We start from the raw sequence: 17,348 nt of genomic DNA, 5'->3' as shown, positions 1-17,348 counted from the left end.
TGACGGGGCCGCTTCTCCGCGCTATCCGCGCCAGCATGATCAAGCATGCACTCCCCGTCACCCGCGAGGCCGATTTTTCCGCCTGGTACCAGTCCGTCATTTCCGAGGCCGATCTCGCCGAGGAATCGGGCGTGCGCGGCTGCATGGTGATCCGGCCTTGGGGCTATGGCATCTGGGAGCGCATCCAGCGCCTGCTCGATGACCGGATCAAGGCGACCGGCCACGAGAATTGCTATTTCCCGCTGTTCATCCCGCTTTCCTATTTCGAGAAGGAGGCGGATCACGTCGAGGGCTTCGCCAAGGAGATGGCGGTCGTCACGCATCACCGGCTGGTGAGCGACGGCAAGGGCGGGCTGATGCCCGATCCGACCGCCAAACTCGAGGAGCCGCTCGTCGTGCGCCCGACCTCGGAGACGGTGATCGGCGCGGCGTTCGCGCGCTGGGTGCAGTCGTGGCGCGACCTGCCCGTGCTGATCAACCAATGGGCCAATGTGGTGCGCTGGGAGATGCGCACGCGGATGTTCCTGCGCACCAGCGAGTTCCTCTGGCAGGAGGGGCACACCGCCCACGCCACGGCCGAGGAGGCGCGCGAAGAGACGCTCAAGATGCTCGAAGTCTATCGCTCGTTCGCCGAGGATTGCCTCGCGTTGCCGGTGGTTGCGGGCGAGAAGCCCGAGAACGAGCGCTTCCCCGGCGCGGTTTCGACCTACAGCATCGAGGCGATGATGCAGGACGGCAAGGCGCTCCAGGCGGGCACCTCGCACTTCCTGGGCACCAACTTCGCGCAGGCGCAGGACATCAAGTTCCAGAATTCGGAAGGCGTGTTCGAGCTCGCCAATACGACGAGCTGGGGCGTGTCGACGCGGATGATCGGCGGGGTGATCATGGTCCACGGCGATGACGACGGCCTGCGCGTGCCGCCGCGGATCGCCCCGTGGCAGGTGGTGATCGTGCCGATGCTGCGCGATCAGCCCGAGGATGCTGTGGTTGTCGATTATTGCAAGGCGCTGCAGGCCGAGCTGGCGCAGCAATCGGCGCTGGGCGAGCCGGTGCGCGCGTTGCTCGACCTCAAGTTCGGCAAGGCTGCGACCAAGCGCTGGGGCTGGGTCAAGAAGGGCGCGCCGATCGTGATCGAAGTCGGCGGGCGCGATGTCGCGGGCGGCAACGTCTCGGTGATCCGCCGTGACCGGCTGTACCGCGCGGATGGCAAGCTCGACAGCGCGGTCGTCGCGAAGGGCGATTTCGTCGGGGCGGTTTCGGCGACGTTGAGCGAGATCCAGGCGTCGCTCCACAGTGAGGCGCGTGCGCGGCTTGAGGCCAGCATTGTTCCGGGTGCCGATTTCGCAGCGCTCGAGACGCATTTCGCCGAGGGCGTGAAGAACCCCGGGTGGCTCGAAGTGCAATGGTCGAAGCCGACCGGCGAGGCGCTCGATGGCGTGGTCGAGCGGCTCAAGAAGCTCAAGCTCACCATCCGCAACGCGCCGATGACGCAGGCCGCGATCGATGGGCCGTGCGTGTTCACCGGCGAGCCCGCGGTCGAGCGCGTGCTGATTGGGCGGTCCTATTGAGCGACGGCGAGCGCAGTGGCGCGCGACCGGTGCGGACCTATGCCGGGAGCTGCCACTGCGGTGCCGTCGCGTTCGAGATCGACAGCGACTTTACTGAACTGACGACCTGCGACTGCTCGATCTGCCGGCGCAAGAACGCGCTGATGGTGAAGGTGCACGAGCGCGACTTCCGCCTGTTGCGGGGGGAAGACGCGCTGGTCGAATATCGCTTCCACACGCACACCGCGCGGCATTTCTTCTGCGGGACGTGCGGTATCTATCCGTTTCACCGCAAGCGCGTGACGCCCGATTTCGTCGGAATCAACGTGTTCTGCCTGGCCGATTTCGATCGGGCGGGGATTCCCGTACGGGCGACCGTCGGCAAGGGAATGGCATAGCCCCGCGTTAAGCGGCGTAGGCGCTACTTCTTACCGCCGCCCGTTCCGACATGCGCCTCGCCGCGGGCTTCGGCGAGCTTGACCTGGCGGTGGCGTTCGGCGGCTGAGGCGCGCTTGGTCGCATCGATCGTCTCGGCACAGGCCGGGCAGGCGACGCCTTCCTCATATAGGGGCGAGTCGCGGTCCTCCGGGCTGACCGGCATGCGGCAGCCGCGGCACAGCTCGTGTGTGCCCGGCGCCAGCCCGTGGCCGACGGCGACGCGCTCGTCGAAGACGAAGCATTCGCCCTGCCAGCGGCTCTCGGCCTCGGGCACGTCCTCGAGATATTTCAGGATGCCGCCGTCGAGGTGATAGACCTCCTCCAGCCCCTCGGCCTTGAGGAAGGCGGTCGATTTCTCGCAGCGGATGCCGCCGGTGCAGAACATCGCGATCTTCTTGCCTTCGAGCTCGGCGCGGTGCGTGCGCGCCCAGGCGGGGAAATCGCTGAAGCTCGCGGTCTCCGGGTCGATCGCGCCGGCGAAGGTGCCGACCTTCACTTCGTACGCGTTGCGCGTGTCGATCACGACGGTGTCGGGCGAGTCGATCAGCGCGTTCCAGTCGGCCGGTTTGACATAGGTGCCGACGCTAGCGAGCGGATCGATGTCGGGTTCGCCCATCGTCACGATCTCGCGCTTGAGGCGGACCTTGAGGCGGTGGAACGGCATCGTTTCCGCATGGCTGTATTTGGGGGCGAGCTCGGCGCAGTCGGGCAGAGTGCGGATGTGGGCGACGACCGTGGCGATACCGGCTTGCGGGCCGGCGATCGTGCCGTTGATGCCTTCGTTCGCCAGCAGCAGGGTGCCGCGCACGCCATTGGCGGCGCAGAGATCGAGCAAGGGCTGGCGGAGCACCGCCGGATCGGGAAAGCGCGCGAAGCGGTAGAGCGCGGCGACGGTGATGGGGGAGGGGCCTGTCATGACGCGGCCCCTGTAGAAGGATTTGGGCGGAGGGTAAAATATACCCATCGTCACCCCGGCCTCGTGCCGGGGGCCACCTCTCCACAAACACTGTAGCGGATGGTGCGCGGTGGACCCCGGCACGAGGCCGGGGTGACGGAGGTGAGGCGTGCGGGGCGCTGACGCCAAACCCGCCCCTGACTTAAGCGGCCTTCAACGACTCCATGTCGATGACGAAGCGATACTTCACGTCGCTCTTCACCATCCGGTCATAGGCGGTGTCGATGTTCTGGATATCGATCATTTCGATATCCGCAGTCAGGCCGTGCTTCACGCAGAAATCGAGCATTTCCTGCGTCTCCCGGATCCCGCCGATCAGCGAGCCCGCGATCGAGCGACGCTTGAACACCATCGCGCCGACGCTCGGCGAGGGGTGCGGCGTCTCGGGAACCCCGACCAGCGTCATCGTGCCGTCGCGCTTGAGCAGGTTGAGGAACGGGTCGAGATCGTGGCTCGCCGCGACGGTGTTGAGGATGAAGTCGAAGCTGTTGGCATGGTCTGCCATTGCCGCTTCGTCCTTCGACACGATCAGGTCGGTCGCGCCGAGCCGCTTGGCATCCTCGCGCTTGTTCGGCGAGGTGCTGAAGACATAGACGTCGGCGCCCATCGCCTTGGCGATCTTGACGCCCATATGGCCGAGCCCCCCTAGGCCGACCACGCCAACCTTCTGGCCCGGACCGACCTTCCAGTGATGCAGCGGCGAGTACGTCGTGATGCCCGCGCACAGCAGCGGCGCGACCGCGGCGAGATCGGCTTCGTCATGCCCGACCTTGAGCACGAAATCCTGCTTCACAACGATATGGTCGGAATAGCCGCCGAAGGTGTAGCCGCCCGAACGCGTGTCGGGCGCGTCATAGGTGCCGACGAAACCGGTCGTCTCGCAATATTGCTCCTCGCCATCGGTGCACGACGGGCAATGCCCGCAGCTATCGACCATACAGCCGACGCCGGCGAGATCGCCGACGGCGAACTTGGTCACATCGCTGCCGACCGCGGAAACGCGGCCGACGATTTCATGGCCGGGGACGCACGGATAGTTGACCGAGCCCCATTCGCCGCGCGCGGTGTGAAGATCCGAATGGCAGACCCCGCAGAACAGGATGTCGATCGCGACGTCGTCGGCGAGCAGATCGCGCCGCTTGAACGAGAAGGGCGCAAAGGGCGCGTCGACGGATGGCGCCGCGAAGGCGTGGGCGGTTGTTGTCATTTTGGGGTACCTCGGCTTTGGAAACAGAATGTCGAGGCACCCCAGATCGGGTTGTGTACCGCTCGTTACAAGGCGTCTTGCTGCGCTGCAGCAGAAAAGAGCGCGTTCCAATGATCGGCAAAGCGCGCCTGCGCGGCATCGGACAGGTGGAGCCCGAGCTTGCTGCGGCGCTTGAGAACATCGTCCGGCGTGCGCGCCCATTCGCGGTCGTGGAGCCAGCGCGCCTCGACTTGCGTGAGGCCGCCGCCCAGATCGGATCCGAGATCGTCCGCGCTCTTCACGTCGCGCAGCATCTCGGCAAGCATCGACCCATAGGCATGCGCCATCCGCTCCGATCGCGCGTCACCAAGGAACGGCCAGGTCGCGCGTACGCTGGCGAGGAAGCTGCCGAAATCGGCGATCGCTCCCCCGGGGAACACGCGCGCGCGGCTCACCGGATGGGCGGTGAAGCCCATCGGCGTCGCAAGCTTCTCCATCGCCTCTTCGGCGAGATGGCGCGCCGTGGTGATCTTGCCACCGAAGATCGACAGGAGCGGGGGCCCATTGGTGTCGAGCTCGAGCACGTAATCGCGCGTCACCGCCTTCGCCTCGCTCGCGCCATCGTCATAGAGCGGGCGCACGCCCGACCAGGTCGAGGTGACGTCGGCGGGGGAGATCTGCTGCGTGAAGTGCAGGTTCACCGCATCGCAGAGATAGGCGATCTCGGCATCGTCGATTTTGGCGTCCTCGGGCGCATCGACCGGGATGTCGGTCGTGCCGATCTCGGTGAAGTCGCCCTGATAGGGGATCGCGAAGACGATCCGGCGGTCGGGCTGCTGGAGGATGTATGAGTGCGTCCCCTCGAACAGCTTGGGCACGACGATATGGCTGCCCTTGACGAGTCGCACTCCCGAGGCGGCGTTGACGCCGAGCTTGCCGAGCATCTGGTGGACCCACGGGCCCGCCGCGTTGACCATCGCGCGGGCGCTCACCGTGCTGCCGTCGGAAAGCGCGGCCTGCCACAGGCCATCCTCGCGCCGTGCCGACTCGACCGCCGTGCCGACTCGCACGTCGGCGCCATTGGCGGCGGCATCGATCGCGTTGAGGACGGTCAGCCGCGCATCGTCGACGAATGCGTCCGAATAGACGAAGCCCGATGCAGCACCCTTGAGCGGTGCGAGATACGCAGTGTCGCTTTTCCGGAGCCCGCGCGAACGCGCCAGCGTCATCTTGCCGCCGAGGAAATCGTAGAGATACAGCCCAAGCCGCACCATCCACCACGGCCGCACCGCATTGGTCTGCGGCAGCACAAATCGCATCGGGTGAATGATGTGCGGCGCGGCCTTAACCAGCCGCTCGCGCTCGCGCAGCGCCTCGGCGACGAGCTTGAACTCGTAATATTCGAGATAGCGCAGGCCACCATGGATCAGCTTGGTCGAGGCCGAGGAGGTATGCGCCGCAAGATCGTCGCGCTCGACCAGCAGGACGGTGAGCCCGAGCAGCGATGCCTCGCGCGCGATCGCGCAGCCGTTGATCCCGCCGCCGATGATGAGCAGGTCATAGGGTTTGATTGTCATGAACTGGCCTTACCAGCTAGGGGGTGGCACCGGAAGCACCGAAGATAGGCAGCGCGCGCGGTTGACCCAAACCGAGTCGCATTGTATGCGCACCCCCGCTCGACCGGAGTTTTGCTCCGGGACGGTGCTTGAACATTGCTGGATGCATTCCAGGGCCCGGTGGCGGTTTCGCCGCCAACGGCCCTTTTTGTATTCCCCGAATTGTTCTGGGGGGGCGTCAAGGCTCCAGCAAAGTAACCAACAGTCAAGGTGAAGAGATTCAATGCCGACAATCAACCAGCTGGTCCGCAAGGGCCGCGATCCGCAGAAGGCCAAGTCCAAGGTCCCTGCAATGGAGCAGAACCCGCAGAAGCGCGGCGTTTGCACCCGCGTCTACACGACGACCCCGAAGAAGCCGAACTCGGCTCTGCGCAAGGTGGCCAAGGTTCGCCTGACCAACCAGCGCGAAGTCATCAGCTACATCCCGGGCGAGGGTCACAACCTGCAGGAGCACTCGGTCGTGCTGATCCGCGGCGGTCGCGTTCGCGATCTTCCCGGCGTGCGCTACCATGTCTTGCGCGGTGTCCTCGATACACAGGGTGTCAAGGATCGTCGCCAGTCGCGTTCCAAGTACGGCGCCAAGCGTCCGAAGTAAGCCGGTCGGCTCGATAGCCGATCACCGAATGGCTGAAGTTTAGAAGGAAATTGAAATGGCACGTCGTCGTCGCCCAGAAAAGCGTATCATCCTCCCCGATCCTAAGTACGGTGATGAGGTCCTCTCGAAGTTCATGAACTCGGTTATGCTCGACGGTAAGAAGTCGGTCGCAGAACTGATCGTCTACGGCGCGATGGAAACCGTCGAAGCCCGTGCGAAGAAGGATCCCGTCGCGGTTTTCCATGACGCGCTCACCAACGTGAAGCCCGGCATCGAAGTCCGCAGCCGCCGTGTCGGTGGTGCGACCTACCAGGTCCCGGTCGAAGTGCGCCCCGAGCGCGCGCAGGCTCTGGCGATTCGCTGGTTGATCTCGGCTGCCCGTGCGCGCAGCGAGAACACCATGTCGGCCCGCCTGTCGGGCGAGCTGATGGACGCCGCCAATAACCGCGGCAACGCGGTCAAGAAGCGCGAAGACACGCACCGCATGGCCGAGGCCAACCGCGCGTTCTCGCACTACCGCTGGTAAGCTAGCGCTCGCTGCAATCGTAACCTATATAGTGGGGAGCTGTACCATCCGGCTCCCCACATCGCTAAGGAAGCACTGACATGGCCCGCAGCCATCCGCTCGAACGCTATCGCAACATCGGCATCATGGCGCACATCGACGCCGGCAAGACGACGACGACCGAGCGTATCCTCTATTACACCGGCAAGTCCTACAAGATCGGCGAAGTGCATGAAGGCACCGCGACGATGGATTGGATGGAGCAGGAGCAGGAGCGCGGGATCACGATCACGTCGGCTGCAACGACCTGCAAGTGGCGCGCCAGCGAAGGCAAGGGCGAAGAGCATCTGATCAACATCATCGACACCCCGGGCCACGTCGACTTCACGATCGAAGTCGAGCGTTCGCTCCGCGTGCTCGATGGCGCGGTTGCATGCTTCGACGGCGTTGCCGGCGTTGAGCCGCAGTCCGAGACCGTGTGGCGTCAGGCTGAAAAGTACAAAGTGCCGCGGATGTGCTTCGTCAACAAGCTCGACCGTACCGGCGCCGATTTCTATTTCTGCGTCCAGTCGATCATCGATCGCCTCGGTGCGCGTCCGGCCGTGCTGTATCTCCCGATCGGCATGGAAGGCGGCTTCAAGGGCCTCGTCGATCTCGTCGAGAACCGTGCGATCATCTGGCTCGAAGAGAGCCTCGGCGCGAAGTTCGAATATGCCGAGATCCCCGAGGACCTCGCTGAGAAGGCAGCGAAGTATCGCAGCGACCTGATCGAAATGGCTGTCGAGCAGGACGACGTGCTGATGGAAGCGTATCTCGAGGGCAACGAGCCTTCGACCGCCGACCTCAAGAAGCTGATCCGCAAGGGCACGCTCAACTTCTCGTTCGTGCCGGTCGTTTGCGGTTCGGCGTTCAAGAACAAGGGCGTCCAGCCTTTGCTCGACGCCGTCGTCGACTATCTGCCTTCGCCGCTCGACGTTCCGGCCATCCAGGGCCTCAAGCTCGACGGCACGACCGTCGACGAGCGTCCTTCGTCGGATGAAGCGCCGTTCTCGGCGCTCGCGTTCAAGATCATGAACGATCCGTTCGTGGGCACGCTGACCTTCGCCCGCATCTATTCGGGCAAGCTCGAGACCGCGTCGCAGGTCACGAACTCGGTCAAGGACAAGAAGGAAAAGGTCGGTCGCATGCTGCTGATGCATGCGAACGAGCGCGAGGACATCCAGGTGGCCTATGCAGGCGACATCGTCGCTCTGGCGGGCCTCAAGGACACCACGACCGGCGACACGCTCTGCGCGATGAACGCTCCGATCATCCTCGAGCGGATGGAATTCCCCGAGCCGGTGATCGAGCTCTCGGTCGAGCCCAAGACCAAGGCCGACCAGGAGAAGATGGGCGTCGCGCTCAATCGTCTCGCACGCGAAGATCCGTCGTTCCGCGTTTCGTCGGACGCCGAGTCGGGCCAGACCATCATCAAGGGCATGGGCGAGCTCCATCTCGAGATCCTGGTCGACCGCATGAAGCGCGAGTTCAAGGTCGAGGCCAATGTCGGCGCGCCGCAGGTTGCTTACCGTGAGTATCTCGGCAAGCCGGTCGACGTCGATTACACGCACAAGAAGCAGTCGGGTGGTACCGGCCAGTTCGGTCGCGTGAAGGTCAAGGTCACGCCGGGTGAGCGCGGTTCGGGCATCATCTTCAAGGACGAGATCAAGGGCGGTAATATTCCGAAGGAATATATCCCGGCGATTGAAAAGGGCTTCCGCGAGACGGCGGCTACGGGCTCGCTGGTCGGCTTCCCGATCATCGATTTCGAGATCCTCGTCTATGACGGCGCCTACCATGACGTCGATTCGTCGGCGCTGGCGTTCGAAATCTGTGCGCGTGGCGCGATGCGTGAAGTCGCGCAGAAGGCCGGCATCAAGCTGCTCGAGCCGATCATGAAGGTCGAAGTCGTGACCCCGGAAGATTATCTGGGCGACGTCATCGGTGACATGAACAGCCGTCGTGGCCAGATCCAGGGCACCGATACGCGCGGCAACGCGCAGTCGGTGGACGCGATGGTCCCGCTGGCGAACATGTTCGGCTATGTGAACGCGCTGCGCTCGTTCACTCAGGGCCGCGCGAACTACTCGATGCAGTTCTCGCACTACGAAGAAGTCCCGGCGAACGTCGCGGACGAGGTCAAGGCAAAGCTGGCGTAATTGCAAGCCCTGGCGCCCGGTTGGGCGCTAGGGCTAGCGTATCCCGAAATAGGTCGCTATGGGCCCGCGTTCGCGTGGAGCTCTGAAGGCCGCGAGCGAATCAATAAGGTAGGAAATCATGGCGAAAGCAAAGTTCGAGCGGAACAAGCCGCATCTCAACATCGGCACGATCGGCCATGTCGATCATGGCAAGACGTCGCTCACGGCTGCGATCACCAAGGTGCTCGCCGAGACCGGTGGCGCCACCTTCACCAGCTATGCCAACATCGACAAGGCTCCCGAAGAGCGCGAGCGCGGCATCACCATCTCGACCGCACACGTCGAGTATGAGACGCTTGCACGTCACTACGCGCACGTCGATTGCCCGGGCCACGCCGATTATGTGAAGAACATGATCACCGGCGCAGCTCAGATGGACGGCGCGATCCTCGTCGTTTCGGCGACCGACGGCCCGATGCCGCAGACCCGCGAGCACATCCTGCTCGCACGCCAGGTCGGCGTGCCGACGATGGTCGTGTTCATGAACAAGGTCGATCTCGTCGACGACGAGGAAATCCTCGAGCTGGTCGAGATGGAAATCCGCGAGCTTCTCTCGAAGTACGATTTCGACGGCGACAACATCCCCGTCATCCGCGGTTCGGCTGTGGCTGCCCTCAACGACACGACGCCTGAGATCGGCCATGACGCCGTCCTCAAGCTGATGGAAGCTGTCGACACGTACCTGCCGCAGCCCGAGCGTCCGCTCGACAAGCCGTTCATGATGCCGATCGAGGACGTCTTCTCGATCTCGGGTCGTGGTACGGTCGTCACCGGCCGCGTCGAGACCGGCATCGTCAAGGTTGGCGAGGAAGTCGAGATCGTCGGCATCAACGACACGCGCAAGACCACGGTCACGGGCGTCGAAATGTTCCGCAAGCTGCTCGACTCGGGCCAGGCTGGAGACAACATCGGCGCGCTGATCCGCGGCGTTGGTCGTGAAGAAGTCGAGCGTGGCCAGGTTCTCTGCAAGCCCGGCTCGATCAAGCCGCACACGGCGTTCTCGTCGGAAGTCTACGTGCTGTCGAAGGACGAGGGTGGCCGTCACACGCCGTTCTTCGCCAACTACCGCCCGCAGTTCTACTTCCGCACGACCGACGTCACCGGCACCGTCGAGCTGCCTGAGGGCACCGAAATGGTCATGCCTGGCGACAACATCGCGCTCGGCGTCAAGCTGATCGCACCGATCGCCATGGACGTCGGCCAGCGCTTCACGATCCGCGAAGGCGGCCGTACCGTTGGTTCGGGCATCGTCTCGGGCATTTCGGCCTAAATTTTCTAGCAATAGAAAAAAGTGCAGCCCGCGCCTCGATGAGAGGCGCGGGCTGTTGCTTTTTATGGAAGGGCCCTGTAGTGGCCCGCCTCCAGTTTTGGTTTTAATCAGTAGAGGCGGCCAATCAGCCGTCATCCCCGGCGCTAGATGCCGGGATGACGATTGGGTGAGTTGCCCCGCTCTTTCGCATCGGTAGGGACTATGGACAGCAATATCCGCATTCGTCTGAAGGCATTCGATCATCGCGTGCTCGACCAGGCTACCGGCGACATCGCCGACACTGCCCGCCGCACTGGCGCGCTCATCCGTGGCCCCATTCCGTTGCCCACGCGCATCGAGAAGTTCACGGTCAACCGCGGCCCGCACATCGACAAGAAGTCGCGCGAGCAGTTCGAGGTCCGTACCTACAAGCGCATGCTCGACATCGTTCAGCCGACCCCGCAGACGGTCGATGCGCTGATGAAGCTCGACCTCGCCGCAGGCGTTGACGTCGAGATCAAGCTCGCGTAATAGCGCGCCTCCACGAGATTCGGTGACGCCCCAGGGCGGCGCCAGATAGACGGGATACCGCCGGATTTATCCGGGTCTGCGTCCCCCGACACGCTCCACCGCCAACGCGGGGAGCACCAGCCCGGGTCGGGGCCGCAGTATAAAATAAGTTTGGGCTGAGTACGCACCCTTCGGAATGGTCCGAGGGGTGCCTCTGCATTGAATGGAGCATTGATCATGCGCACTGGCGTGATCGCGAAAAAGATGGGGATGACCCGCTGGTTCCAGGACGACGGGCGCCATGTGCCCGTGACCGTTCTGGCACTGGAAAATCTTCAAGTTGTGGCCGTTCGCGAGGCCGATCGAGATGGGTATGTTGCAGTCCAGCTGGGCGCAGGTACCGCAAAAGCAAAGAATGTCGCCAAGCCGCAGCGCGGCCACTTCGGCAAGGCCGAAGTCGAGCCCAAGGCGAAGCTGGCTGAATTCCGCGTGAGCGATGATGCCGTGCTCGAAGTCGGCGCGACCATCTCTGCCGACCATTACGTTTCCGGCCAGATCGTCGATATCCAGGGCGTGACCCAGGGTAAGGGCTTCCAGGGCGGCATGAAGCGTTGGGGCTTCGGCGGTCTGCGCGCGACCCACGGCGTTTCGGTCTCGCACCGTTCGCTCGGTTCGACCGGTCAGCGCCAGGATCCGGGCAAGGTCTTCAAGAACAAGAAGATGGCCGGTCACATGGGCGACAAGAACCGCACCCAGCAGAACCTCGAAATCGTCTCGACCGACGTCGAGCGTGGCCTGATCTTCGTCAAGGGTTCGGTCCCTGGCTCGAAGGGCGGCTGGTTGCTGGTCAAGGATTCGGTCAAGGTCGCGCGTCACGCTGATGCGCCGTACCCCGCCGGTCTCCGCCAGGTTGCCAACACCAACGACACCGCTCCCGCCGAGACGCCTGCTGACGTCGCGACCGTGGACGCGACCGACGGCCAGGAGGGCTGATCATGAAGGTTACATCTCAGTCTTTCGACGGCGCAGCCGGCACGGAAGTCGAGCTCAACGACGAGGTCTTCGGTCTCGATCCGCGCGCCGACATCCTGCACCGCGTCGTCACCTGGCAGCTCGAGAAGCGCCGTGCGACCGCAAGCGGCACGCGTGAGCGTTCCGACGTTGCACGTACGGGCAAGAAGTTCGGTCGCCAGAAGGGCGGCGGTACGGCTCGTCACGGCGATCGCCGCGCTCCGATCTTCGTCGGTGGTGGTAAGGCGCACGGTCAGCGGACCCGCGACTTCAACCCTGGCCTGAACAAGAAGATCCGCGCGCTCGGTCTCAAGATGGCGCTGTCGACCCATGCACAGGCCGGTACGCTGGTCGTCATGGACAGCCTTGGCGTTGCCGAGAACAAGACCAAGACGCTGATCGCGGATTGGGCCAAGCTTGGCACCGGCAAGACCGCGCTCGTCATCGACGGCGACATGGTCGACACCAGCTTCGCACTGGCTGCGGGCAACCTGCACACGATCAACGTGATGCCGGCCGCCGGCGCCAACGTCTATGACATCCTGAAGCACGACACGCTGGTCCTGACCCGCGCTGCCGTCGAAATGCTGGAGGCGCGCTTCAATGGCTAAGCCAAAAACCGGGATCGACGCACGTCATTATGACGTGATCGTTGCTCCGCACATCACCGAAAAGGCCACGTTGCTCTCCGAGCACAATGCGGTCGTGTTCAAGGTCACCAACGACGCCACTAAGCCGCAGATCAAGGCTGCTGTAGAAGCGCTGTTCGACGTGACCGTTCTGGGGGTCAACACGATCGTCCAGAAGGGCAAGACCAAGAAGTGGAAGGGTGCGCCCTACACGCGGTCCGACATCAAGAAGGCGATCGTGACGTTGAAGGACGGCCAGTCCATCGACGTGACGACGGGGATCTGATCCGATGGCACTGAAGCATTATAACCCGACGAGCCCGGCACGACGCGGGCTCATCCTCGTCGATCGTTCGGCACTGCACAAGGGCGGCCCCGTCAAGGCGCTGACCGAAGGCAAGCGCAAGACCGGTGGCCGTAACAACAAGGGCCACATCACGTCGCGCGGCATCGCCGGCGGTCACAAGCAGCGCTACCGCATCATCGACTTCAAGCGCCGTAACTGGGGCGTCGATGGCGTGGTCGAGCGGATCGAATATGATCCCAACCGCACCGCGTTCATCGCGCTGATCAATTATGGTCAGACCGCCGATGGCAAGGAAAACGTTGCCTACATCATCGCACCGCAGCGCTTGGCCGTCGGTGACAAGGTCATCGCGGACAAGAAGACCGACGTGAAGCCGGGCAACGCGATGGAGCTGGGCCAGATGCCGGTCGGCACGATCGTCCACAACGTCGAGATGAAGCCGGGCAAGGGCGGTCAGATCGCACGTTCGGCCGGCACCTATGTGCAGGTCGTCGGTCGCGACAAGGGCATGGTCATGGTCCGCCTCAACTCGGGCGAGCAGCGCTACCTCCATGCGAACTGCATGGCCACGGTCGGCGCCGTGTCGAACCCCGACAACGGCAACACCAACCTCGCCAAGGCAGGCCGCAGCCGCTGGTTGGGCATCCGCCCGCTGACGCGTGGTGTCGCCAAGAACCCGGTCGACCATCCGCACGGCGGTGGTGAAGGCCGTACCTCGGGTGGCCGTCATCCGGTTACGCCATGGGGCAAGCCGACCAAGGGTGCGCGCACCCGTCACAATAAGTCGACGGATAAGATGATCATCCGTTCGCGTCATTCGACGAAGAGGAAGGGCTAAGATGGCTCGCTCAGTCTGGAAGGGTCCCTTCGTGGACCTCCACCTGCTCAAGAAGGCAGAAACCGCGCAGGAAACCAATGCGCGCGGTGCGATCAAGACCTGGTCGCGTCGCTCGACGATCCTGCCGCAGTTCGTGGGCCTCACGTTCAGCGTCTATAACGGCCGCAAGTTCGTGCCGGTCTCGGTCAACGAGGACATGGTGGGCATGAAGCTCGGCGAGTTCGCGCCCACCCGTTACTTCCCCGGCCACGCCGCGGACAAGAAGGGCAAGCGCTAATGTCTAAGGCGAAATCCCCCCGCAAGGTCGGCGAGAAGGAAGCCCTCTCGGTCGGCACGCAGATCCGTGGTTCGGCGCAGAAGCTCGGCCTGGTTGCAGCACTCATTCGCAACAAGCCGGTCGGCCAAGCGATGAACATCCTGCAATTCTCGACCAAGGGCATGGCCATCGAAGCGCGCAAGGTGCTGGCCTCGGCCATCGCCAACGCTGAGAACAACCATAACCTAGACGTCGACTCGCTCGTCGTCTCGGAAGCCTCGGTCGGCAAGTCGATCGTCATGAAGCGGTTCGCCACGCGCGGCCGCGGCAAGTCGACCCGCATCCTTAAGCCCTTCAGCCGCCTGCGCATCGTCGTTCGCGAAATGGAAGAAGAAGCGTAATGGGTCAGAAATCGAACCCCATCGGTCTGCGCCTGCAGATCAACCGCACCTGGGACAGCCGCTGGTATGCCGAGGGCGCCGATTACGGTCGTCTTCTGCTCGAAGATCTCAAGATGCGTGCGTTCATCATGAAGACGCTGCCGCAGGCAGCGATCTCCAAGGTGGTAATCGACCGTCCGGCCAAGCTGTGCCGCGTCTCCATCTTCGCAGCACGCCCCGGCGTGATCATCGGCAAGAAGGGCGCAGACATTGAAAAGCTGCGCCGTCTGCTCGGCAAGATGACCACGTCCGACGTGAGCCTCAACATCGTCGAAATCCGCAAGCCGGAAGTCGATTCGAAGCTCGTCGCCCAGGGCATTGCCGATCAGCTCGAGCGTCGTATCGCTTTCCGCCGCGCCATGAAGCGTGCGGTGCAGTCGGCGATGCGTCTCGGCGCCGAGGGCATCCGGATCAACTGCGGTGGCCGTCTCGGCGGTGCTGAAATCGCGCGTTCGGAATGGTATCGCGAAGGTCGCGTTCCGCTCCACACGCTGCGCGCCAACGTCGATTATGCCGAAGCGACTGCACACACTGCCTATGGCGTGTGCGGCGTGAAGGTCTGGATCTTCAAGGGCGAAATCCTGGGTCATGACCCGATGGCGACCGACCGGCTGATGATGGAAGCACAGACTTCCGGCGTCCGGCCTGATCCGCGCCGCTAAGGAATAGATCATGCTGCAACCGAAAAAGACCAAGTTTCGCAAGGCCTTCAAGGGCCGCATCCATGGCGACGCCAAGTCCGGCACGACCCTCAACTTCGGCTCGTACGGGCTGAAGGCGATGGAGCCGGACCGGATCACCGCACGCCAGATCGAGGCGGCTCGCCGCGCGATCACGCGTCACATCAAGCGCCAGGGGCGTTTGTGGATCCGTGTTTTCCCGGATCTTCCCGTCTCGGGCAAGCCTGCCGAAGTCCGCATGGGTAAGGGCAAGGGTTCGCCGGAATATTGGGCAGCTCGCGTAAAGCCGGGCCGCATCCTGTTCGAACTGGATGGCGTTCCGGGTGATATCGCCGCTATGGCGTTCAGCCGCGCAGCGATGAAGCTGCCGATCAAGGTGAAGGTCGTTGCCCGTCTCGGCGACACCTCGCATCTGGGAGTTGCATAAGATGGCCAAGATCGACACGCGTCGTTCCGACCTGGTCGCCAAGACCGAAGACCAGCTGGGCGAAGAGCTCGGCAACCTGAAGCGTGAGGCGTTCAACCTCCGTTTCCAGGCGGCGACCAACCAGCTCGAAAAGTCGAGCCGGGTGAAGGAAGTCCGTCGCGACATCGCTCGCATCAAGACCCTGCAGTCGACGCGTTCGCGCGACGCTGCGGCAAAGTAAGGATTTAGACATGCCAAAGCGCGTGCTGACGGGGCTGATCGTCTCCGACAAGGGCGACAAGACGGTGGTCGTGAACGTGGAGCGCAAGGTCAAGCACGCGCTCTACGGCAAGATCATCCGTCGTACGAAGAAGTATCATGCCCACGATGAGGGCAATGAGTTCAAGCAGGGCGAAACCGTGCGGATCGAAGAGACCGCACCGATCTCCAAGCTGAAGACCTGGAAGGTGATCGATCGGGTTAACACCCACGCGACGCCTGAGCGGGTCGACGTCGACGCCTGACACCTCCGTCGCGGTACCCCGGTGAAAGCCGGGGCCGCATGGAAAGGGTCAGGCAATAGTCGTGCTGCCCCGGTATTGGGGTGACGACTGAGTTTAGGCGGCACCGGTCGGAATCGGTGCCTGGAATGAGAAGGAAGCGGATCCAATGATCCAGATGCAATCCAATCTCGAGGTCGCTGACAACAGCGGCGCGAAGCGGGTTATGTGCATCAAGGTGCTTGGGGGTTCCAAGCGTCGTGTTGCAGGCGTGGGCGACATCATCGTCGTCAGCGTCAAGGAAGCTGCCCCCCGTGGCCGCGTGAAGAAGGGCGACGTGCACCGTGCCGTCATCGTGCGTACGGCGAAGGACATTCGCCGGGCCGATGGCACCGTGATCCGCTTCGATTCGAACGCAGCCGTGCTGGTCAACAAGAACGAAGAGCCGATCGGCACGCGTATCTTTGGCCCAGTGGTGCGCGAGCTCCGCGGCAAGAAGCACATGAAGATCATCTCGCTCGCACCGGAGGTGCTGTAAAATGGCCGCCGCTAAGATCAAGAAGGGCGATCGCGTCATCGTCCTGTCGGGCCGCGACAAGGGCAAGACCGGCGAAGTGACGACCTCGTTCCCGAAGGACGGCAAGGTCATCGTTTCGGGGGTCAACGTCGCCGTGCGCCACACCAAGCCGAGCCAGGGCGACCCCGAGGGTGGCCTGAAGCGTTCGGAAGCACCGATGCACATTTCCAAGGTTGCGCATGTGACCGCCGGCGGCAAGCCGACGCGCGTTCGCTTCGAGACCCAGGACGGCAAGAAGGTCCGCGTTGCGGTCAAGACCGGGGAGAAGATCAGTGGCTGATGCTGCAACCAAGCCCCGGATGAAGGGCATGTACGACGACAAGATCGTCGCTGCGATGACCGAGAAGTTCGGCTACAAGAACGCGATGGAAGTTCCGCGCATCGACAAGATCGTCCTGAACATGGGCGTAGGCGAAGCGACGCAGGACAAGAAGAAGGTCGACCAGGCAGCCCAGGAAATGGAGCTGATCGCCGGCCAGAAGCCCGTCGTGACCAAGGCCAAGAAGTCGATCGCACAGTTCAAGCTGCGCGAAGGCATGCCGATCGGCGTGAAGGTTACTCTTCGCCGCGAGCGCATGTACGAATTCCTCGACCGTTTCATCACGATCGCGCTCCCGCGCGTTCGCGATTTCCGCGGGCTCAACCCCAAGTCGTTCGACGGACGCGGCAACTATGCCTGCGGCCTGAAGGAGCAGCTGGTGTTCCCGGAAATCAGCTACGACCGGATCGACAAGATCCGCGGCATGGACGTGATCGTCACGACCACGGCACGGACCGACGACGAAGCGCGCGAGCTGCTCCGCCTGTTCGGCTTCCCGTTCCCGCCGGAAGTCACTGAAGACGCGACCGAAAAGAAGGCGGCATAA

23 protein-coding genes are annotated in these 17,348 nt (G+C 63.4%); 20 read left to right on the top strand and 3 right to left on the bottom strand.

Annotation, left to right across the window (positions count from 1 at the left end):
• Nucleotides 1-35 precede the first annotated feature (35 nt).
• The gene (locus EAH76_RS09360; RefSeq protein ID WP_140849944.1) at nucleotides 36-1,568 is read left to right on the top strand and encodes an aminoacyl--tRNA ligase-related protein; all 1,533 of its coding nucleotides are present in this window, start codon (nucleotides 36-38) and stop codon (nucleotides 1,566-1,568) included.
• Nucleotides 1,565-1,945, top strand: a complete 381-nt coding sequence (locus EAH76_RS09355; RefSeq protein ID WP_241659610.1) for a GFA family protein — start codon at nucleotides 1,565-1,567, stop codon at nucleotides 1,943-1,945. Before EAH76_RS09360 ends, EAH76_RS09355 begins: the two co-directional genes overlap by 4 nt.
• Nucleotides 1,946-1,968: 23 nt before the next feature.
• Here the strand turns inward: EAH76_RS09355 and EAH76_RS09350 are convergent, their stop codons facing one another.
• The 3 genes from EAH76_RS09350 to glpD form a co-directional block, all read right to left on the bottom strand.
• The gene (locus EAH76_RS09350; RefSeq protein ID WP_140849943.1) at nucleotides 1,969-2,901 is read right to left on the bottom strand and encodes a rhodanese-related sulfurtransferase; all 933 of its coding nucleotides are present in this window, start codon (nucleotides 2,899-2,901) and stop codon (nucleotides 1,969-1,971) included.
• Nucleotides 2,902-3,082: 181 nt separating this feature from the next.
• Nucleotides 3,083-4,147, bottom strand: coding sequence for an NAD(P)-dependent alcohol dehydrogenase (locus EAH76_RS09345; protein WP_140849942.1), 1,065 nt, complete (start codon nucleotides 4,145-4,147; stop codon nucleotides 3,083-3,085).
• A gap of 65 nt (nucleotides 4,148-4,212) precedes the next feature.
• Complete coding sequence (glpD, locus tag EAH76_RS09340) at nucleotides 4,213-5,703, bottom strand: glycerol-3-phosphate dehydrogenase (protein ID WP_140849941.1); 1,491 nt, start codon at nucleotides 5,701-5,703, stop codon at nucleotides 4,213-4,215.
• A gap of 262 nt (nucleotides 5,704-5,965) precedes the next feature.
• Between glpD and rpsL the strand changes: the two genes are divergently transcribed.
• From rpsL to rplE, 18 genes are all read left to right on the top strand, one after another.
• Entirely contained in the window at nucleotides 5,966-6,337 is a 372-nt protein-coding gene (rpsL, locus tag EAH76_RS09335) for a 30S ribosomal protein S12 (RefSeq protein ID WP_019516007.1), read from the top strand.
• Between the two features lie 55 nt (nucleotides 6,338-6,392).
• Nucleotides 6,393-6,863: a 30S ribosomal protein S7 gene (rpsG, locus tag EAH76_RS09330; RefSeq protein ID WP_133189639.1), complete on the top strand. Its 471-nt coding sequence runs from the start codon at nucleotides 6,393-6,395 to the stop codon at nucleotides 6,861-6,863.
• A gap of 80 nt (nucleotides 6,864-6,943) precedes the next feature.
• Nucleotides 6,944-9,040: an elongation factor G gene (gene fusA, locus EAH76_RS09325; RefSeq protein ID WP_140849940.1), complete on the top strand. Its 2,097-nt coding sequence runs from the start codon at nucleotides 6,944-6,946 to the stop codon at nucleotides 9,038-9,040.
• Between the two features lie 118 nt (nucleotides 9,041-9,158).
• Nucleotides 9,159-10,349 (top strand): elongation factor Tu, encoded by a 1,191-nt coding sequence (gene tuf, locus EAH76_RS09320; RefSeq protein ID WP_010185493.1) that lies wholly within the window; start codon nucleotides 9,159-9,161, stop codon nucleotides 10,347-10,349.
• Between the two features lie 201 nt (nucleotides 10,350-10,550).
• Nucleotides 10,551-10,859, top strand: a complete 309-nt coding sequence (gene rpsJ, locus EAH76_RS09315; RefSeq protein WP_007406109.1) for a 30S ribosomal protein S10 — start codon at nucleotides 10,551-10,553, stop codon at nucleotides 10,857-10,859.
• A gap of 216 nt (nucleotides 10,860-11,075) precedes the next feature.
• Nucleotides 11,076-11,831, top strand: coding sequence for a 50S ribosomal protein L3 (rplC, locus tag EAH76_RS09310; RefSeq protein ID WP_010185494.1), 756 nt, complete (start codon nucleotides 11,076-11,078; stop codon nucleotides 11,829-11,831).
• A 2-nt stretch (nucleotides 11,832-11,833) separates the two neighbouring features.
• Nucleotides 11,834-12,460: a 50S ribosomal protein L4 gene (rplD, locus tag EAH76_RS09305; RefSeq protein WP_133189635.1), complete on the top strand. Its 627-nt coding sequence runs from the start codon at nucleotides 11,834-11,836 to the stop codon at nucleotides 12,458-12,460.
• Nucleotides 12,453-12,764: a 50S ribosomal protein L23 gene (locus EAH76_RS09300; protein ID WP_010185496.1), complete on the top strand. Its 312-nt coding sequence runs from the start codon at nucleotides 12,453-12,455 to the stop codon at nucleotides 12,762-12,764. The genes rplD and EAH76_RS09300 overlap by 8 nt, the downstream gene beginning before the upstream one ends.
• A gap of 4 nt (nucleotides 12,765-12,768) precedes the next feature.
• The gene (gene rplB / locus EAH76_RS09295; RefSeq protein ID WP_133189631.1) at nucleotides 12,769-13,623 is read left to right on the top strand and encodes a 50S ribosomal protein L2; all 855 of its coding nucleotides are present in this window, start codon (nucleotides 12,769-12,771) and stop codon (nucleotides 13,621-13,623) included.
• A gap of 1 nt (nucleotide 13,624) precedes the next feature.
• A complete protein-coding gene (gene rpsS / locus EAH76_RS09290) occupies nucleotides 13,625-13,900 on the top strand; it encodes a 30S ribosomal protein S19 (protein ID WP_010164582.1) in 276 nt (91 codons plus the stop codon).
• Nucleotides 13,900-14,280: a 50S ribosomal protein L22 gene (gene rplV / locus EAH76_RS09285; RefSeq protein ID WP_010185498.1), complete on the top strand. Its 381-nt coding sequence runs from the start codon at nucleotides 13,900-13,902 to the stop codon at nucleotides 14,278-14,280. The genes rpsS and rplV overlap by 1 nt, the downstream gene beginning before the upstream one ends.
• The gene (gene rpsC / locus EAH76_RS09280) at nucleotides 14,280-14,981 is read left to right on the top strand and encodes a 30S ribosomal protein S3 (RefSeq protein WP_010185499.1); all 702 of its coding nucleotides are present in this window, start codon (nucleotides 14,280-14,282) and stop codon (nucleotides 14,979-14,981) included. Before rplV ends, rpsC begins: the two co-directional genes overlap by 1 nt.
• 10 nt (nucleotides 14,982-14,991) lie before the next feature.
• A complete protein-coding gene (gene rplP / locus EAH76_RS09275; RefSeq protein WP_010185500.1) occupies nucleotides 14,992-15,426 on the top strand; it encodes a 50S ribosomal protein L16 in 435 nt (144 codons plus the stop codon).
• A gap of 1 nt (nucleotide 15,427) precedes the next feature.
• The gene (gene rpmC / locus EAH76_RS09270) at nucleotides 15,428-15,646 is read left to right on the top strand and encodes a 50S ribosomal protein L29 (RefSeq protein WP_140849939.1); all 219 of its coding nucleotides are present in this window, start codon (nucleotides 15,428-15,430) and stop codon (nucleotides 15,644-15,646) included.
• Nucleotides 15,647-15,656: 10 nt separating this feature from the next.
• A complete protein-coding gene (gene rpsQ, locus EAH76_RS09265; protein ID WP_010185503.1) occupies nucleotides 15,657-15,929 on the top strand; it encodes a 30S ribosomal protein S17 in 273 nt (90 codons plus the stop codon).
• Nucleotides 15,930-16,074: 145 nt separating this feature from the next.
• Nucleotides 16,075-16,443 carry a 50S ribosomal protein L14 gene (rplN, locus tag EAH76_RS09260; protein ID WP_010164574.1) on the top strand — a complete coding sequence of 123 codons (369 nt, stop codon included), beginning with the start codon at nucleotides 16,075-16,077 and terminating at the stop codon, nucleotides 16,441-16,443.
• Between the two features lies 1 nt (nucleotide 16,444).
• On the top strand, nucleotides 16,445-16,762 hold the full coding sequence (gene rplX, locus EAH76_RS09255; RefSeq protein ID WP_140849938.1) for a 50S ribosomal protein L24: 318 nt from the start codon (nucleotides 16,445-16,447) through the stop codon (nucleotides 16,760-16,762).
• Nucleotides 16,755-17,348 carry a 50S ribosomal protein L5 gene (gene rplE / locus EAH76_RS09250; protein WP_029625217.1) on the top strand — a complete coding sequence of 198 codons (594 nt, stop codon included), beginning with the start codon at nucleotides 16,755-16,757 and terminating at the stop codon, nucleotides 17,346-17,348. Before rplX ends, rplE begins: the two co-directional genes overlap by 8 nt.

It is taken from the genome of Sphingomonas glacialis (assembly GCF_006439055.1).
GTDB lineage: Bacteria > Pseudomonadota > Alphaproteobacteria > Sphingomonadales > Sphingomonadaceae > Sphingomonas > Sphingomonas glacialis_A.
This window is presented reverse-complemented; position numbering and strand designations above follow the sequence as displayed.

Bases quoted from the DNA above. Each gene is read 5' to 3' on its own strand.
- rplN (WP_010164574.1), top strand. From the start codon at position 16,075: ATGATCCAGATGCAATCCAATCTCGAGGTCGCTGACAACAGCGGCGCG.
- rpsJ (WP_007406109.1), top strand. From the start codon at position 10,551: ATGGACAGCAATATCCGCATTCGTCTGAAGGCATTCGATCATCGCGTG.
- tuf (WP_010185493.1), top strand. From the start codon at position 9,159: ATGGCGAAAGCAAAGTTCGAGCGGAACAAGCCGCATCTCAACATCGGC.
- rplV (WP_010185498.1), top strand. From the start codon at position 13,900: ATGTCTAAGGCGAAATCCCCCCGCAAGGTCGGCGAGAAGGAAGCCCTC.
- EAH76_RS09360 (WP_140849944.1), top strand. From the start codon at position 36: ATGATCAAGCATGCACTCCCCGTCACCCGCGAGGCCGATTTTTCCGCC.
- rpsQ (WP_010185503.1), top strand. From the start codon at position 15,657: ATGCCAAAGCGCGTGCTGACGGGGCTGATCGTCTCCGACAAGGGCGAC.
- rplB (WP_133189631.1), top strand. From the start codon at position 12,769: ATGGCACTGAAGCATTATAACCCGACGAGCCCGGCACGACGCGGGCTC.
- rpsS (WP_010164582.1), top strand. From the start codon at position 13,625: ATGGCTCGCTCAGTCTGGAAGGGTCCCTTCGTGGACCTCCACCTGCTC.
- rplC (WP_010185494.1), top strand. From the start codon at position 11,076: ATGCGCACTGGCGTGATCGCGAAAAAGATGGGGATGACCCGCTGGTTC.
- glpD (WP_140849941.1), bottom strand. From the start codon at position 5,703: ATGACAATCAAACCCTATGACCTGCTCATCATCGGCGGCGGGATCAAC.
- fusA (WP_140849940.1), top strand. From the start codon at position 6,944: ATGGCCCGCAGCCATCCGCTCGAACGCTATCGCAACATCGGCATCATG.
- EAH76_RS09350 (WP_140849943.1), bottom strand. From the start codon at position 2,901: ATGACAGGCCCCTCCCCCATCACCGTCGCCGCGCTCTACCGCTTCGCG.
- rplD (WP_133189635.1), top strand. From the start codon at position 11,834: ATGAAGGTTACATCTCAGTCTTTCGACGGCGCAGCCGGCACGGAAGTC.
- rplX (WP_140849938.1), top strand. From the start codon at position 16,445: ATGGCCGCCGCTAAGATCAAGAAGGGCGATCGCGTCATCGTCCTGTCG.
- EAH76_RS09300 (WP_010185496.1), top strand. From the start codon at position 12,453: ATGGCTAAGCCAAAAACCGGGATCGACGCACGTCATTATGACGTGATC.
- rpsG (WP_133189639.1), top strand. From the start codon at position 6,393: ATGGCACGTCGTCGTCGCCCAGAAAAGCGTATCATCCTCCCCGATCCT.
- rpmC (WP_140849939.1), top strand. From the start codon at position 15,428: ATGGCCAAGATCGACACGCGTCGTTCCGACCTGGTCGCCAAGACCGAA.
- EAH76_RS09345 (WP_140849942.1), bottom strand. From the start codon at position 4,147: ATGACAACAACCGCCCACGCCTTCGCGGCGCCATCCGTCGACGCGCCC.
- rpsC (WP_010185499.1), top strand. From the start codon at position 14,280: ATGGGTCAGAAATCGAACCCCATCGGTCTGCGCCTGCAGATCAACCGC.
- rplP (WP_010185500.1), top strand. From the start codon at position 14,992: ATGCTGCAACCGAAAAAGACCAAGTTTCGCAAGGCCTTCAAGGGCCGC.
- rpsL (WP_019516007.1), top strand. From the start codon at position 5,966: ATGCCGACAATCAACCAGCTGGTCCGCAAGGGCCGCGATCCGCAGAAG.